Raw genomic sequence first — 14834 nt, forward strand, 5'->3', positions numbered from 1 at the left:
CTCAGTGGCTCTGCGGAGGCAGCGCCGCGATGACCGGGTGGTCCTTGGCGATCACGCCGACCTTGGCGGCTCCGCCCGGGGAGCCGATCTCGTCGAAGAACTCGACGTTGGCCTTGTAGTAGTCGGACCACTCCTCGGGGAGGTCGTCCTCGTAGTAGATCGCCTCGACGGGGCAGACCGGCTCGCAGGCACCGCAGTCGACGCACTCGTCCGGGTGGATGTAGAGCGAGCGCTCGCCTTCGTAGATGCAGTCGACCGGGCACTCGTCGATGCAGGCGCGGTCTTTGACATCGACGCACGGAAGTGCGATCACGTAGGTCACGGTGCTCCAGGTCCCTTCGAACAGTGTCTCTATCGTACGGGGGCCGACGGGGCGTCGGCGTCCGCTGGCCGCGGGGCGGCGGCGGGAGCGGCCGCCCGCAGCCGCGGCCAGGCGATCACGACCAGGGCGATGAGGGCGGGGAGGAAGGTCCAGGCCACGCCGAGGCCGTTCGCCGGGACGAGGACGGATCCGCCGGTGCTGCGCAGGGCGAGCAGCCCGATCATCCCGAGCAGGCCCATCGCGGTGCAGAACGCGACGAACCGGTCGATGAGCACGAGGCGCAGCCCGAGCAGGAGCAGCAGCACGCCGGCGAGGGAGGCGGCGAGGCCGACCGGGAGGACGACACCGCCGACCGACACGGTGCTCTGATGGGCGACGGTCGTGATCGCTCCGACCACCGCGCCGACCAGGACTCCGGCGACGCCCGACAGCACCCGCGATCCCAGCGTCGGACGCTCCTCCGGCAGCGGCGCCGGACGCCCCGCCTGCGCGACCGGGCGGAAGCGCTCGATGCGGCCGATGGGGAACGGCGGACCGCTCGAGAGGCGGGCCTCGTCGCCGTCGACCACCAGCTGCGTCGCGTGCGCCTCGAGGGCCGCGCGCTTGCGGGCGTGGTCCTCGGCGGACAGCTCGATCACGACGTCCCCGGGGAGGGGCGGGGCCGCGTCGGGGAGGACGGCGAGGAAGCGCAGGCCCAGCAGCTCGGCGGCGCGCTCGGCGACCCGGGCGGTGCGGACGTGGTCCGGGTGGCCGTAGCCGCCGCCCGCGTCGTAGGACAGCACGACGCCCGCGTCGACCTGCCGGAGGACGGCGACGAGATCCGCCACCTCCTCGTCCTCGGGCGCGGCGGTGAAGGACGCGGGATGCACCGGCTCGAGCGGCACCGGGACGCGGCCGGGCCCCCACTGCATGCCGGAGTCCCGGTAGACGCGCGGAGCGAGGCCGGGTGCGCGGGCGCCGGCCTCGCCGAGGAAGCGGTGGTCGGCGACGCCGAGGGCCGTCAGGGCGACGACGAGCTCGGTCGTCCGGTGCGCGGCCAGCTCGGCCGAGCCCTCGAGCGGAGCGAGGTCCTCGGGGATGACCTCGCCGCACTCGCCCCGCGTGGCGGTGACGACGGTGACGGAGGCGCCCTGCGCCACCAGCCGCGCCAGGGTCCCGCCCATGGTGATCGTCTCGTCGTCGGGGTGGGCGTGCACCGCCACCACCCGCTCCGCTGCTGCGTCCCGGCCCGCGTCCACTCTCCGCCTCTCGTCCTGCGCGGCCTCCGCTGCGGGCGCTTCTGGACAGCGACCGGGCAGCGGACTACAGTCGACCCGGGTTAGGCAAGGCTTACCGAACAACGGAGCCCCGCCGACCGGATCGACTCGGGGCGGGAGTCGCCCCCTCCTCGTCCACCATCGACCAAGAGAACACGCGTGCTCGCAAACTACCTCATCGGCCTCCGCGAAGGCCTCGAAGCCGGCCTCGTGGTCGGCATCCTCGTGGCCTACCTGACCAAGCTCGGCCGGCGCGACGTGCTGCCGCGGCTCTGGACCGGCATCGCCGCCGCGATCGCGATCTCGCTCGTCACCGGTGCGATCCTCACCTGGGGCCCCTCGACCCTGTCGTTCCAGGCTCAGGAGCTCATCGGCGGCGGCCTCTCGATCCTCGCGGTCGGCCTGGTCACCTGGATGATCTTCTGGATGGGCGCGAACGCCCGCAGCCTCAAGGGCGACCTCGAGTCCCGGCTCGACGGCGCCGTCGCGGGTTCGGCCCTCGGCATCGTGGTCCTCGGCTTCATCAGCGTCGGCCGCGAGGGCATCGAGACGGCGCTCTTCGTCTGGGCGAGCGTGTCCTCGAGCAGTGCGGGGTCGGGATCCAGCGCGTGGGTCGGCACGGTCGGCGCGCTGCTGGGCATCCTCAGCTCGGTCGTCATCGCGTACCTGATCTTCCGGGGCTTCGTCCGGATCGACCTCGGGCGCTTCTTCACCTGGACGGGCGGCTTCCTCATCCTCGTCGCGGCCGGCGTCCTCTCCTACGGCGTCGGCGACCTGCAGGAGGCGTCGCTCCTGCCCGGCTGGGGCACCCCGCTGTTCTCGCTCGGCCCGATCCTCCCGCCGCCCGTGACCGCGGTGGTCGGCGGCCTCTTCAACTACACGCCCGAGCCGACCGCTCTGCAGTTCGCCGCCTGGCTGCTCTACCTCGTCGTCGTCGGTGCCCTGTTCGTCCGCCAGGTCCGCCTGCGCGGCCCGCGACGGGGCAGCGCGGCCCCGGTCGCCGCTCCCGCTCCCACCTCCGTCTGACCCGCTCCGGCACCGCCGGCGCACTCGCCCCGATCCAGGAGAAGCATGTCCTCGCGCGCTCGTCCCACCCTCCCCCGCGTCACCCTCGGCCTCGCCGGCGCCGGCGCCCTGGCGCTGATCCTCACGGGCTGCGTGCCGAACACTCCCGCGTCCTCCTCCTCCGCCGCGCTCGACGTCGCGATCAGGGACGACGCCTGCGAGGTGTCGACGGCGACCGCCGAGGCGGGAGCGGTGACGTTCTCACTGACCAACGGCGGCTCGGACGTCAACGAGTTCGAGATCCTGGCCGAGGACAAGCTGCGGATCGTGGGCGAGAAGGAGAACGTGACCCCGGGCCAGAGCGTCTCCTACGTCGCTCAGCTCGAGCCGGGCACCTACTACACCGCCTGCAAGTTCCAGCAGGTCGGCGCCCCGGTCGGGCTGAGCGAGTTCACCGTGACCGGTGAGGCCACCGCACAGTCGGCGGACGAGAAGGCGGCGACGGAGGCGGCGGTCACCAACTACGTGGCGTACGTGAAGTCGCAGGTGGGCGAGCTGCTCCCCGCGGTCGCCGAGTTCGCGCAGGCCTACGAGGCAGGCGACGACGAGAAGGCGCGCGGCCTCTTCGCGTCGACCCGCGTCTTCTACGAGCGGATCGAGCCGACCGCGGAGGCGTTCGGCGACCTCGACCCGCGCATCGACTACCGCGAGGTCGACGCCGTCGCCGAGGGCCTGGACTGGACCGGCTTCCACCGCATCGAGAAGGACCTGTGGGCCCCCGCGGAGGGTGCCCTCAACTCCGACGGCACGAGCGCGCTCCTCGACTGGGCGCCCTCCACCCCCGAGCAGCGCGCCCAGTTCGGCCAGGGCCTCGTCGACGACGTGCAGAGCCTGGCCGACCTCGTGAACGCGCCCGGCTTCACCGTGTCGGTGGGCGACATCTCGAACGGCGCCATCGGCCTGCTCGACGAGGTCGCGGCCGGCAAGATCACGGGCGAGGAGGACTGGTGGTCGAGCACTGACCTCACCGACTTCGCCGCGAACGTCCAGGGCGCGGAGGTGGCGTTCGGCAACGTCGAGCCGATCGCGACCGCCAGCGGCGACGAGGGCGCCGACCTCACCGGACGGATCACGCAGCGGTTCTCCGAGCTCGACGCTCTGCTCGCGCAGTACGGCTCGATCGACTCCGGCTTCGCCGCGTACTCCACTCTCACCGCGGAGCAGAAGAAGGAGCTCTCGGACGCGGTCAACGCTCTCTCCGAGCCGCTCTCGCAGCTGACCCACACGGTGCTGGGCGTCGAGGAGCCGACCGCATAGTGGACGCCGAGCAGCACGAGGGAGCCCGGCCGACGGAGTCCGAGCAGCCCGCCGACGAACCCCGCCGCCTCTCGCGGCGCGGGCTGCTCGGCCTCGTCTCGGCGGGGACGGCTGGGCTGGCCGCCGGAGTGGGCGGCACGGTGGCCGTCACATCGTCCGCGAGCGCGACGGCCTCCTCCGCCCCGCGCACCGTGCCGTTCTTCGGCGCGAACCAGGCGGGCATCACCACCGCCGCGCAGGACCGGCTGCACTTCGCCGCGTTCGACCTCGCCGCGGGCACCACGCGCGAGGACCTCGTCGAGCTCCTGAAGGACTGGACGCTCGCCGCCTCCCGGATGACCCAGGGCTTCGAGGTCGGCGAGAACGGCGCGGTGGACGGGCCGGACACGGCTCCCCCGGAGGACACCGGGGAGGCGCTCGGGCTCGACGCCGCGTCGCTCACCGTCACGGTCGGCTTCGGACCCACCCTCTTCACGGACGAGTCCGGCGCCGACCGCTTCGGCCTCGCCGACCGCCGGCCTCCGCAGCTGCAGGCCCTGCCCCGCTTCCGCGGCGACGCGCTCGTCCCGTCGGCCGGCGGCGGCGACCTCTGCATCCAGGCCTGCGCCGACGATCCGCAGGTCGCCGTGCACGCCATCCGCAACCTGAGCCGGATCGCGTTCGGCCGGGCCTCGCTCCGCTGGTCGCAGCTCGGCTTCGGCCGCACCTCCTCGACGTCCACCGCCCAGGCGACTCCGCGCAACCTGTTCGGCTTCAAGGACGGCACGGCGAACGTGAAGTCCGAGGAGGCCGACGCCGTCCAGGAGCACGTCTGGGTCCCCTCCTCCGACGGCCCCGCGTGGATGGTCGGCGGCAGCTACCTGGTCGCGCGGAAGATCCGGATGATCATCGAGACGTGGGACCGCAGCCAGTTGGGCGAGCAGGAGCGGGTCATCGGCCGCAGCAAGGGGTCCGGAGCCCCGCTCTCGGGCGGCACGGAGTCCACCGAGCCCGACTTCGCAGCGGCCGGCGCCACCGGTGCCCCGCTGATCGATCAGGAGTCGCACGTGCGCCTCGCGCACCCGAGCGTGAACAACGGAGTGCGGCTCCTGCGGCGCGGCTACAACTTCGTCGACGGCAACGACGAGCTCGGACGCCTGAACGCGGGGCTGTTCTTCCTCTCGTTCCAGCGCTCCCCGGAGCAGTTCGTCACCGTGCAGCGGAACCTCGCGACGGACGCACTGAACGAGTACGTGAAGCACGTCGGCTCGGCCGTGTTCGCGGTGCCGCCCGGTGCTCGCGACGAGACCGACTTCCTCGGCTCCGGCCTCTTCGCCTGATCCCTGAGAGGACCCGCACTCCGTCCCAGGATCCGGCGGGCTCACTCCACGGCGCGCCGAAGCCTCCGCCCGTAGCGTCGTCGGCGATGTCCGGGAACAGTGCGAGAAGCGGCCTGACCAAGCGCGAGCGCCAGGAGCTCGCCCGAGCGCAGGCGCGGGAGCGCCGCGAAGCCGAGAGGCGCCGGCGGCGCCGGAACCGGCTGCTCGGGCAGGGCGGAGCGGTCGTCGGGCTCCTCGCGGTCGTGGCCCTGGTCTGCTGGAACGTCTGGTCGCAGCAGGAGGTCGCGAGCGCCGGCCCGGCGAACATGCTCAGCGACGGCATCGTCCTCGCGGGCGACGGCTCGGCCGTGACGGCGACGACGAGCGCGGCGATCGCTCCGGGAGCCTCCCCCGTCCCGACCGACGAGAGCGCCACACGGGCGGGCGGAGTCGTCGCCGTCGACCTCTACGTCGACTACCTCTGCCCGTACTGCGGGCAGTTCGAGAAGGCGAACGCCGAGCAGCTGCAGTCGTGGCTGACGAAGGAGGCGATCACGCTCGAGATCCACCCGGTGGCGATCCTCGACTCCTCCTCGGCCGGCTCCGAGTACTCCAGCCGGGCCGCGAACGCCGCGGCGTGCGTCGCCGACGAGGATCCGGACCGCTTCCTCGCCGTGAACGCGGCGCTCTTCGCGCAGCAGCCGGCGGAGGGGACGACGGGCCTCGACGACGACGCTCTACGGGCGCTGGTGACCGGAGCGGGCGTCACCGACGACGACGTCCTCGCCTGCATGACCGGGGGCGAGTTCCGGCCCTGGGTGAAGGCCGCGACCGAGCGGGCCACCTCGCTCCCCCTCGCTAACTCCTCGCTGCCGAAGCTCGAGTCGACGCCCACCGTGCTGGTGAACGGCGAGCAGTACACGGGGAAGCCGGACGACGCGGCGGCGTTCGTCTCCTTCGTCACCTCGACGCTCGAGGCGGAGTCCTCGACCCCCTCTCCCTCTCCGAGTCCGGCGGGCTGATCCGGACCGCGAGGGACGGGATCGGCGCTGCACGCTGCAGCACCGGGCGGAGACGACGAGACCGGCCGGAGCATCGCTCCGGCCGGTCTCGTCGTGGGCGGGCGCCGAGGCGCCCGGGGCTCAGCCCTGCTTCTTGAGGCGGCTCGTCATGCGCGCGCGGGCGTTCGCATCGAGCTCCACCTTGCGGATGCGGACGACCTCGGGGGTGACCTCGACGCACTCGTCCTCGCGGGCGAACTCGAGGCACTCCTCGAGCGTCAGCTGACGCGACGGCGTCATCGACTCGAAGGTGTCGGAGGTGGACTGACGCATGTTGGTCAGCTTCTTCTCCTTGGTGATGTTCACGTCCATGTCGTCGTTGCGCGAGTTCTCGCCGATCACCATGCCCTCGTAGACCTCCTCGGTGGGGTTCACGAAGAAGGTCATCCGCTCCTGGAGCGCGATGATGGCGAACGGGGTCACGACGCCGTTGCGGTCCGCGACGATCGACCCGTTGTTGCGGGTGACGATCGCGCCGGCCCACGGCTCGTAGCCGTGCAGGATCGCGTTCGCGATGCCGGTGCCGCGCGTGGTGGTGAGGAACTCGGTGCGGAAGCCGATCAGGCCGCGCGACGGAACGATGAACTCCATGCGGACCCAGCCGGTGCCGTGGTTCGACATGCCGTCCATGCGGCCCTTGCGGGCGGCGAGGAGCTGCGTGATCGCACCGAGGTACTCCTCCGGGGCGTCGATCGTGAGGTGCTCGAAGGGCTCGTGCGTCTTGCCGTCGACCTGGCGGGTGACCACCTGGGGCTTGCCGACGGTCAGCTCGTAGCCCTCGCGGCGCATCTGCTCGACGAGGATGGCCAGCGCGAGCTCGCCGCGGCCCTGGACCTCCCACGAGTCGGGGCGTCCGATGTCGACGATCTTGAGCGACACGTTTCCGATGAGCTCGCGGTCGAGGCGGTCCTTGACCATGCGCGCCGTGAGCTTGTGGCCCTTCACCTTGCCGACGAGCGGCGAGGTGTTGGTGCCGATCGTCATCGAGATCGCCGGGTCGTCGACCGTGATGGCCGGCAGCGGGCGGATGTCCTCGGGGTCGGCGATGGTCTCGCCGATGGTGATCTCGGGGAAGCCCGCGATCGCGACGATGTCGCCGGGGCCCGCGGACTCGGCCGGGTAGCGGTCGAGCGCCTTGGTGATCAGCAGCTCGGTGATGCGCGCGTTGGTGTGGGTGCCGTCGTGGTGGACCCAGGCGACCGTCTGCCCCTTCTTGATCGTGCCGTTGAAGACGCGGAGGAGGGCGAGACGGCCGAGGAACGGCGACGCGTCGAGGTTGGTGACGTGGGCCTGGAGGGGCGCGTCGTCGTCGTAGGTCGGCGCGGGGATGTGCTTGAGGATCGCCTCGAACAGCGGCTCCAGGTCCTCGGCGTCCGGCAGCGTGCCGTCCTCGGGCTTGTTCGCCGAGGCGCGGCCGGCCTTGCCGGAGGCGTAGACCACGGGGACGTCGAGGATCGCGTCGAGGTCGAGGTCCGGCACGTCGTCGGCCATGTCCGAGGCGAGGCCGAGGAGCAGGTCCTGGCTCTCGGCGACGACCTCGTCGATGCGCGCGTCGGGGCGGTCGGTCTTGTTGACCAGGAGGATGACGGGGAGCTTCGCCTCGAGCGCCTTGCGCAGCACGAAGCGGGTCTGGGGCAGCGGGCCCTCGGACGCGTCGACGAGGAGGCAGACGCCGTCGACCATCGACAGGCCGCGCTCGACCTCGCCGCCGAAGTCGGCGTGGCCCGGGGTGTCGATGACGTTGATGGTGATGGGACCGTCGCTCGCGTGCTTGCCGCTGTACGAGACAGCGGTGTTCTTCGCGAGGATCGTGATGCCCTTCTCGCGCTCGAGCTCGTTGGAGTCCATCGCGCGCTCGTCCACGTGGGCGTGCGCGTCGAAGGAGTTCGTCTGCTTGAGCATGGCGTCGACCAGCGTGGTCTTGCCATGGTCGACGTGGGCGACGATCGCGACGTTGCGCAGGTCGGAGCGGGTGGCACTTGCCATGGATACGGACTCGTCTCGTGTTCTCGTGCAAAAGGGGGACCATCCATCGTACCGCAGCGAGGCGTCCGCACGGCGAAGGGCCCCGGATCCCCGCTCCGGAGGGCTCCGAGGAGCGCTCCAGGCGGGGCCGGGGCCCAGGTGACGGTCGGTCAGACCGCGAACTCGATGCCGGCGCCGGGGATGGCGTCGAGCAGCTCGCGGGTGTACTCCTGCTGCGGCGAGTCGAACACGGTGTCCGTCGGGGCGTGCTCGACGATCCTGCCCTTCTGCATCACGCAGACGTCGTCGGCGATCACGCGGACCACCGCCAGGTCGTGCGTGATGAACAGGTAGGTCAGCCCGAGCTCGGCCTGCAGGTCGGCGAGGAGGCGGAGGATCTGCGCCTGGACGAGGACGTCCAGAGCCGACACGGCCTCGTCGAGCACCACGATCTCCGGCTTCAGCGCGAGTGCGCGGGCGATCGCCACGCGCTGGCGCTGGCCGCCGGAGAGCTCGTTCGGGTACCGGCTCGCGATCACGCGCGGGAGGGACACCTGGTCGAGCAGCTCGAGGACGCGCTCGCGCTGCGACGTCCGGTCGCCGACCTTGTGCACCCGCAGCGGCTCCGAGATGGTGTTGCCGATGTTGTGCAGCGGGTCGAGCGAGCCGTACGGGTCCTGGAACACCGGCTGCATGGAGCGCCGGAGCGCCAGCATGTCGCGGCCCTTGAGCTTCTCTGTCCGGCGACCGGCGATCGAGATCGCTCCGGACGTCGCCGTCTCGAGGCCCAGCACCAGGCGGGCGATCGTCGACTTGCCCGATCCGGACTCGCCCACGAGCGCCGTGGTGGTGCCCTTCGGGATCGAGAACGACACGTTGTCGACGGCGGTGAAGTCCTCGGCCTTCAGGCCGCCGCGGCGGATCTTGAAGACCTTCGTGAGGCCGTCGACCTCGATCATCGGGGCGCCCGAGGCGACCGCGCCGGCGTGGTGCGCGGCGCCCGCGCCGACCAGGTCGACCTCGCGCACGGCCTCCGACTCGCCGGAGACCGACTCCACGGCCCGGCCGGCCGTCGACTGGATGCGGCGCGACGCGAGGCTGGGCGCCGCCGCGATCAGGCGCTGCGTGTAGGGGTGCTGCGGGTTCTGCAGCACCTCCACCGAGGCGCCGGACTCGACGATGCGGCCCTTGTACATGACGATGAGCTTCTCGGCGCGCTCGGCGGCGAGGCCCAGGTCGTGCGTGATGAAGAGCAGCGCGGTGCCGTCGGTCTTCGTCAGCGTCTCGAGGTGGTCGAGGATCCGGCGCTGGACCGTGACGTCGAGCGCCGAGGTGGGCTCGTCGGCGATCAGCAGCTGGGGAGCCGCGGCCAGGCCGATGCCGATCAGCACGCGCTGGCGCATGCCGCCCGAGAACTGGTGCGGGAACTGCTTGAGGCGCTTCTCCGCGTCGGCGAGGCCCGCGTTCTGCAGGACCTCGATCGCCTTGGCGCGCACCTCCTTCCGACCGGTCGCGAGGCCGTTGGCCTTGATGGTCTCCTCGACCTGGAAGCCGACCGACCACACGGGGTTCAGGTTCGACATCGGGTCCTGCGGGACGTAGCCGATCCGGCGGCCGCGGATGCCCTCGAGCTCGGTCCTCGTCGCCTTCGCGAGGTCCTTGCCGTCGAACAGCACGGAGCCGGCGGTGACCTGGCCGGTGCCGGGGAGCAGGCCGATGATCGCGGCGGCGGTCGTCGACTTGCCGGAGCCCGACTCCCCCACGATCGCGACGGTCTGGCCGTGCTCGATCGTGAGGCTCACGCCGCGGAGGGCGGGGACCAGTCCGCTGCCGGTCTGGAAGCCGACCTCGAGGTCGGTGACCTCGAGCAGCGGCCCGTGCGGTGCGTTCGGTGTCGTGGCGGTCATCGGAGGGCCCTCGCCTTCGGGTCGAGCGCGTCGCGGAGCGATTCGCCGAGGAGGATGAAGCTCAGCACCGTGACCGTCAGGGCGATCGACGGGTAGATCAGCGTCTGCGGGTTGGTGCGCAGATCGCGCTGGGCCTGGCTGATGTCGTTGCCCCACGACATGACCGAGCCGGGCAGGCCGACGCCGAGGAACGACAGCGTCGCCTCCGCGGTGATGGCCGCGCCGAGCGAGATCGTCGTGACGACGATGACGGGAGCGATCGAGTTCGGCAGCACGTGCCGGAACAGGATCGCCATGCGGGAGAGGCCGGTCGCGGTGGCGGCGCCGACGAAGTCGGCCTGCTTCACGCGGAGGACCTCGGAGCGCAGGACGCGCGCCGTCGTCGGCCAGGCGAACGCGCCGATCGCCAGGGCGATGACGAACACGTTCCGGTAGGCCGAGAAGACGGACATGATGACGACCGCGGCGAGGATGTAGGGGATCGAGAAGAAGATGTCGCCGAGGCGCATGATCACGGTGTCGACCCAGCCGCCGAAGAAGCCGGCCAGAGCGCCGCCGATGACGCCGGAGACCGTCGTGATCACGATCACGATGAGGCCGACGGTCAGCGACGTGGACGTGCCGTGGATGATCCGCGAGAAGACGTCGCACCCCTGCTTGGTGTAGCCGAGCAGGCTGCCGTCGCCGGGGCCCTGGTTGCTGAACGAGAGCGCGCACTGGCGGGGGTCCACCGAGGTGAACAGACCCGGGAACAGCGCGACGGCGATGATGACGAGGATCAGGACGCCCGAGATCCAGAACATGGGCCGCTTGCGCAGGTCGCGCCACGCGTCGGTCCAGAGGTTGCTGGGCTTCTCGTCGAGGCTGACGGCGTCGACCGACGCGATCGGCGTCTCCTCGAGCGGGGCCACGAAGTGGTCGATGCGGCGGGCCTTCTGCGCGCCGCCGGTGGACTCATTTGGCATAGCGGATCCTCGGGTCGAGTACGGCGTAGAGCAGGTCGACGAGGATGTTCACCACGAGGTAGAACAGCACCATGACCGTGACGAAGGAGACGACGGTCGGCCGCTCACCTCGGATGATCGCCTGATAGAGCGTGTTCCCGACTCCGGGAACGTTGAAGATGCCCTCGGTCACGGTCGCGCCGACGATCAGGAGGCCGAAGTCGGCTCCGAACTGCGTCGTGACCGGGATGAGCGAGTTGCGCAGGACGTGCACGGGGATGACGCGGCGTCGCGAGAGCCCCTTGCTGTACGCGGTGCGGACGAAGTCCGAGCCGGCCGTCTCGATGACCGAGCCGCGCGTGAGGCGGATGGCCGAGGCGACCACGAAGAGGGCGAGCACGATCGCGGGCAGCAGCAGCCTCTGGAACGACGCGTCGGCTCCGACGGTCGGAGGGAACCATCCCAGCTGGATCGCGAAGAAGGACTGCGCGATGAAGCAGAGCACGAAGATCGGCACCGACACGAGCAGGAGGCTGACGACCAGCGCGCTCGCGTCGAAGAAGCTGCCCTTGCGCAGACCGCTGATGAGACCGATGGTCAGCGCGACGACGATCTCGATGACGATCGCCATCATGGCGAGCGTCAGGGTGACCGGGAAGGTGCGGGCGAGGATCTCGTTGACGGACTGGCCGGAGAACGAGATGCCGAAGTCGCCGCGGACGACGCCTCCCAGGTAGTACAGGTACTGGACGAAGAAGGGCTCGTTCAGGTGGTACTGCTCCTCGAGGCGGGCGAGGAGTGCGGGGCTCGGCGTCTTGTCGCCGAAGAGCGACAGGAGCGGGTTCCCCGGCATGGAGAAGACCATGAAGTAGATGAGGAACGTGGTGCCGATGAGCACGGGGACGGCTTGCAGGATGCGTCGGACGATGTAGGCGAGCATGTCAGCCCAGCCGGTTCCGGAGTCGCATGGATGGGGACCTCATTCGATTGTGACCGAAACAGGGCGCTCCGCCCGTGCCGTGACCTGGTGGCCGACGGCACGGGCGAAGCGCCCCAGTGGTTCGAGCTTAGTTCTTGGTGATCTCGTAGTAGAGCGGCACCGAGTTCCAGCCGAACTCGACGTTCGACACGCCCTCGCCGTAGCCGCCGGTCACGTTCGCGTACCACAGGGGCAGCGACGGGAGGTCCTTCAGGAGGATCTCCTGGGCCTGCTGGAACGTCTTGTTCGCAGCGTCGGCGTCGGCGTCCGACAGGCCCTGCTGGAGCAGGGTGTCGAACTCGGGGTTCGAGTAGTCGCCGTCGTTGGACGAGGCGCCGGTCACGTAGAGCGGTCCGAGGAAGTTGTAGAGGCTCGGGTAGTCGGCCTGCCATCCGGTGCGGAACGCGGTCTCGATCGAGCGGTCGACGATCTTGGTGCGCGCCTCGGCGAAGGTCGGGTACGCGTCGCCCTCGGCGTCGATGCCCAGCGTGTTCTTGATCGAGTTGGTCACCGCGTCGACCCAGCCCTGGTGGCCGCCGTCGGCGTTGTAGGCGATCTTGAAGGTGCCGTCCCAGGGGCTGATCGCGTCGGCCTGAGCCCACAGCGCCTTGGCCTCGTCGGGGTTGTACTCGAGCACGTCGGCGCCGGAGAGGGCGTCGCTGTAGCCGTCGATCACCGGGGAGGTGAAGTCGGAGGCCGGGGTGCGGGTGCCCTCGAAGATCACGTCGGTGATCTCCTTGCGGTCGAAGGACATCGAGATCGCCTGGCGGCGGAGCTGGCCCTCCTCGCCGTCGAAGTGCGGGAGACGGCCCGGGATGGTGAAGGACTGGAACACGGCCGAGGGCTGGTTCACGGCGCGGTCGCCGAGGTCGCTCTCGAAGGTGCCGAAGGCGGAGTCCGGGATCTGGTCGATCACGTCGACGTTGCCGCCGAGGAGGTCGGCGTAGGAGGCGTCCTGGGTGGCGTAGAAGACGATCTTCAGGCCGCCGTTCTGGGCCTCGCGGGGGCCCGTGTACTCGTCGTTCTTGACGAGCTCGATCTGGACGTCGTGCTGCCACGCGTCGTCGCCGTCGAGCTTGTACGGGCCGTTGCCGATCGGGTTCTCACCGAAGGCGGCCATGTCGTCGAACGCGGCGGCGGGCAGCGGGTAGTACGCCGAGTAGCCGAGGCTGATCGGGAAGTCCGACTGCGGGGACTTGAGCGCGACGGTGAAGGTGGTGTCGTCCACGGCCTTGAGGCCGGTGAGCTCGCTGTCCTCGGTGTCGCTGAAGCCCTCGAAGTTCGAGAAGAACGACGCGCTGAGCTGGTTGTTCGACAGCTTGGCGCCGTAGTTCCAGGCGTCGATGAACGAGCTGGAGGTGACCGGGTCGCCGTTCGTGAAGGTCAGGCCCGACTTGATTGTGATCGTGTAGTTCTGCGCGTCGTCCGACTCGATGGACTCGGCGACGTCGTTCTCGGGGGCGCCCTTGGCGTCGTAGTAGACCAGGCCCGCGAAGATCTCGTCGAGGATCTTGCCGCCGCCCACCTCGTTGGTGTTCGTCGGGATCAGCGGGTTCTGCGGCTCGGAGCCGTTGGTGGAGATGATCGCGGCGGCGTCGCCTCCCGATGCACCTCCGCCCGAGTCGTTCGAGCTGCTGCAGCCGGCCAGGACCAGCGTGCTCGCGGCGACGAGCGCCAGAGCCCCGAATCCGTAACGTCTGATGTTCACTATTCCTCCAGTGATGTGGGGGCGCGCGAGAAGTGGTTTCCCTGACGCGTGGAGTGCCGTGCGCGTGGCGACGGCGGCGGCGCACGAGACTGGTGGCCGTCGCGCGGATGCCTTCAACGAGACTATGTATTCGCCCGCTATCTGCACAAAAGCATGTGGCAACCGTTACACAGCGGTAACCGGGAGGTGGAATCCTTGCGCTGTTCTGCACGAAACGTGCGTACCGGGCGGCCGTCGCGCAACACATCGACTTCAGAGGAGACGCACGGAGTGCCCACCGACCTGTCAGGATCCGCGCCCGGACGGCGCCGGATCCGCATCGAGATCCTGCTGGTCCTCGGGCTCTCGCTGGGCGCCTCCGCGGTCTACTCGGTGGTCTCCATCGCCAACCGGCTCACCCGCTCGACCGCACTGGCCGACCAGACCGCGACGATCAACGGCGCCCTCAGCGACCGCCCGGGCTTCGACCTCGTCTACCAGCTGCTCGCGCTCTTCTTCGACCTGGTGCCGGTGGCCCTCTGCGCGTTCCTGCTCTGGCAGAGCTCGGGCCGTCCGCTCGGGCGCCTGGGGCTCGACCTGCGCCGGCCGTTCGCGGACCTGGGGACCGGGACCGTCCTCGCGGTGGCGATCGGCGCGCCGGGCATCGCGCTGTACGCCGTCGGACGCGCGCTGGGCATCACCGTGGCGGTGGTGGCCTCGCCGCTGGATGCGTACTGGTGGACGGTGCCGGTGCTCGTGCTCTCCGCGATCCGGGCGGGAGTGCAGGAGGAGGTCGTCGTGATCGGGTACCTCTTCGCCCGCCTGGGCGATCTGGGCTGGGGGCGGTGGCGGATCCTGGTGACCAGTGCGCTGCTCCGGGGCAGCTACCACCTTTACCAGGGCATCGGGCCCTTCATCGGGAACGTGGTCATGGGCCTGGTGTTCGGACTCTTCTACCAGCGCTTCGGTCGCACCCTGCCCCTGGTGATCGCCCACTCGATCATCGACATCGTCTCGTTCGTCGGCTACCCGCTGGCCGTCGCCCTCTGGCCCGAGCTGTTCGCGCCGCCGGCTCCGCGGACGTGACGTCGGA

12 protein-coding genes are annotated in these 14834 nt (G+C 70.4%); 5 read left to right on the top strand and 7 right to left on the bottom strand.

Annotated features, from left to right (window positions below; all coding sequences use genetic code 11):
* Position 1 precedes the first annotated feature (1 nt).
* Both fdxA and C5C44_RS01365 read right to left on the bottom strand, forming a co-directional pair.
* Positions 2 to 322, bottom strand: coding sequence for a ferredoxin (fdxA, locus tag C5C44_RS01360; protein ID WP_104222984.1), 321 nt, complete (start codon positions 320 to 322; stop codon positions 2 to 4).
* A 29-nt stretch (positions 323 to 351) separates the two neighbouring features.
* Positions 352 to 1560, bottom strand: a complete 1209-nt coding sequence (locus C5C44_RS01365) for a PIG-L family deacetylase (RefSeq protein ID WP_146084281.1) — start codon at positions 1558 to 1560, stop codon at positions 352 to 354.
* Positions 1561 to 1737: 177 nt separating this feature from the next.
* On the opposite strand from C5C44_RS01365, the gene efeU reads away from it, so the two are divergent.
* From efeU to C5C44_RS01385, 4 genes are all read left to right on the top strand, one after another.
* Positions 1738 to 2604, top strand: a complete 867-nt coding sequence (gene efeU / locus C5C44_RS01370; protein ID WP_104232741.1) for an iron uptake transporter permease EfeU — start codon at positions 1738 to 1740, stop codon at positions 2602 to 2604.
* A gap of 45 nt (positions 2605 to 2649) precedes the next feature.
* Entirely contained in the window at positions 2650 to 3900 is a 1251-nt protein-coding gene (efeO, locus tag C5C44_RS01375; RefSeq protein WP_104335114.1) for an iron uptake system protein EfeO, read from the top strand.
* On the top strand, positions 3900 to 5219 hold the full coding sequence (efeB, locus tag C5C44_RS01380) for an iron uptake transporter deferrochelatase/peroxidase subunit (protein WP_104335115.1): 1320 nt from the start codon (positions 3900 to 3902) through the stop codon (positions 5217 to 5219). Before efeO ends, efeB begins: the two co-directional genes overlap by 1 nt.
* An 86-nt stretch (positions 5220 to 5305) precedes the next feature.
* Positions 5306 to 6220 (top strand): thioredoxin domain-containing protein, encoded by a 915-nt coding sequence (locus tag C5C44_RS01385; protein WP_104335116.1) that lies wholly within the window; start codon positions 5306 to 5308, stop codon positions 6218 to 6220.
* A 120-nt stretch (positions 6221 to 6340) separates the two neighbouring features.
* Here the strand turns inward: C5C44_RS01385 and typA are convergent, their stop codons facing one another.
* From typA to C5C44_RS01410, 5 genes are all read right to left on the bottom strand, one after another.
* Complete coding sequence (typA, locus tag C5C44_RS01390; protein WP_104222978.1) at positions 6341 to 8245, bottom strand: translational GTPase TypA; 1905 nt, start codon at positions 8243 to 8245, stop codon at positions 6341 to 6343.
* Positions 8246 to 8394: 149 nt separating this feature from the next.
* Positions 8395 to 10131 (bottom strand): ABC transporter ATP-binding protein, encoded by a 1737-nt coding sequence (locus C5C44_RS01395; protein WP_104335117.1) that lies wholly within the window; start codon positions 10129 to 10131, stop codon positions 8395 to 8397.
* Positions 10128 to 11096, bottom strand: a complete 969-nt coding sequence (locus C5C44_RS01400; RefSeq protein WP_104222976.1) for an ABC transporter permease — start codon at positions 11094 to 11096, stop codon at positions 10128 to 10130. The genes C5C44_RS01395 and C5C44_RS01400 overlap by 4 nt, the downstream gene beginning before the upstream one ends.
* On the bottom strand, positions 11086 to 12015 hold the full coding sequence (locus C5C44_RS01405; protein ID WP_104222975.1) for an ABC transporter permease: 930 nt from the start codon (positions 12013 to 12015) through the stop codon (positions 11086 to 11088). Before C5C44_RS01405 ends, C5C44_RS01400 begins: the two co-directional genes overlap by 11 nt.
* A gap of 127 nt (positions 12016 to 12142) precedes the next feature.
* A complete protein-coding gene (locus C5C44_RS01410; protein WP_104222974.1) occupies positions 12143 to 13762 on the bottom strand; it encodes an ABC transporter substrate-binding protein in 1620 nt (539 codons plus the stop codon).
* Positions 13763 to 14032: 270 nt separating this feature from the next.
* Here C5C44_RS01410 and C5C44_RS01415 point away from each other — a divergent pair, with 270 nt between their 5' ends.
* Positions 14033 to 14827 carry a CPBP family intramembrane glutamic endopeptidase gene (locus C5C44_RS01415; RefSeq protein WP_258066600.1) on the top strand — a complete coding sequence of 265 codons (795 nt, stop codon included), beginning with the start codon at positions 14033 to 14035 and terminating at the stop codon, positions 14825 to 14827.
* Positions 14828 to 14834 lie beyond the last annotated feature (7 nt).

It is taken from the genome of Rathayibacter sp. AY1F6 (genome assembly GCF_002932035.1).
Lineage (GTDB): Bacteria > Actinomycetota > Actinomycetes > Actinomycetales > Microbacteriaceae > Rathayibacter.

Coding starts and splice junctions, on each gene's coding strand:
- efeO (WP_104335114.1), top strand. CDS start 2,650: ATGTCCTCGCGCGCTCGTCCCACCCTCCCCCGCGTCACCCTCGGCCTC.
- C5C44_RS01385 (WP_104335116.1), top strand. CDS start 5,306: ATGTCCGGGAACAGTGCGAGAAGCGGCCTGACCAAGCGCGAGCGCCAG.
- typA (WP_104222978.1), bottom strand. CDS start 8,245: ATGGCAAGTGCCACCCGCTCCGACCTGCGCAACGTCGCGATCGTCGCC.
- C5C44_RS01395 (WP_104335117.1), bottom strand. CDS start 10,131: ATGACCGCCACGACACCGAACGCACCGCACGGGCCGCTGCTCGAGGTC.
- C5C44_RS01400 (WP_104222976.1), bottom strand. CDS start 11,096: ATGCCAAATGAGTCCACCGGCGGCGCGCAGAAGGCCCGCCGCATCGAC.
- C5C44_RS01405 (WP_104222975.1), bottom strand. CDS start 12,015: ATGCTCGCCTACATCGTCCGACGCATCCTGCAAGCCGTCCCCGTGCTC.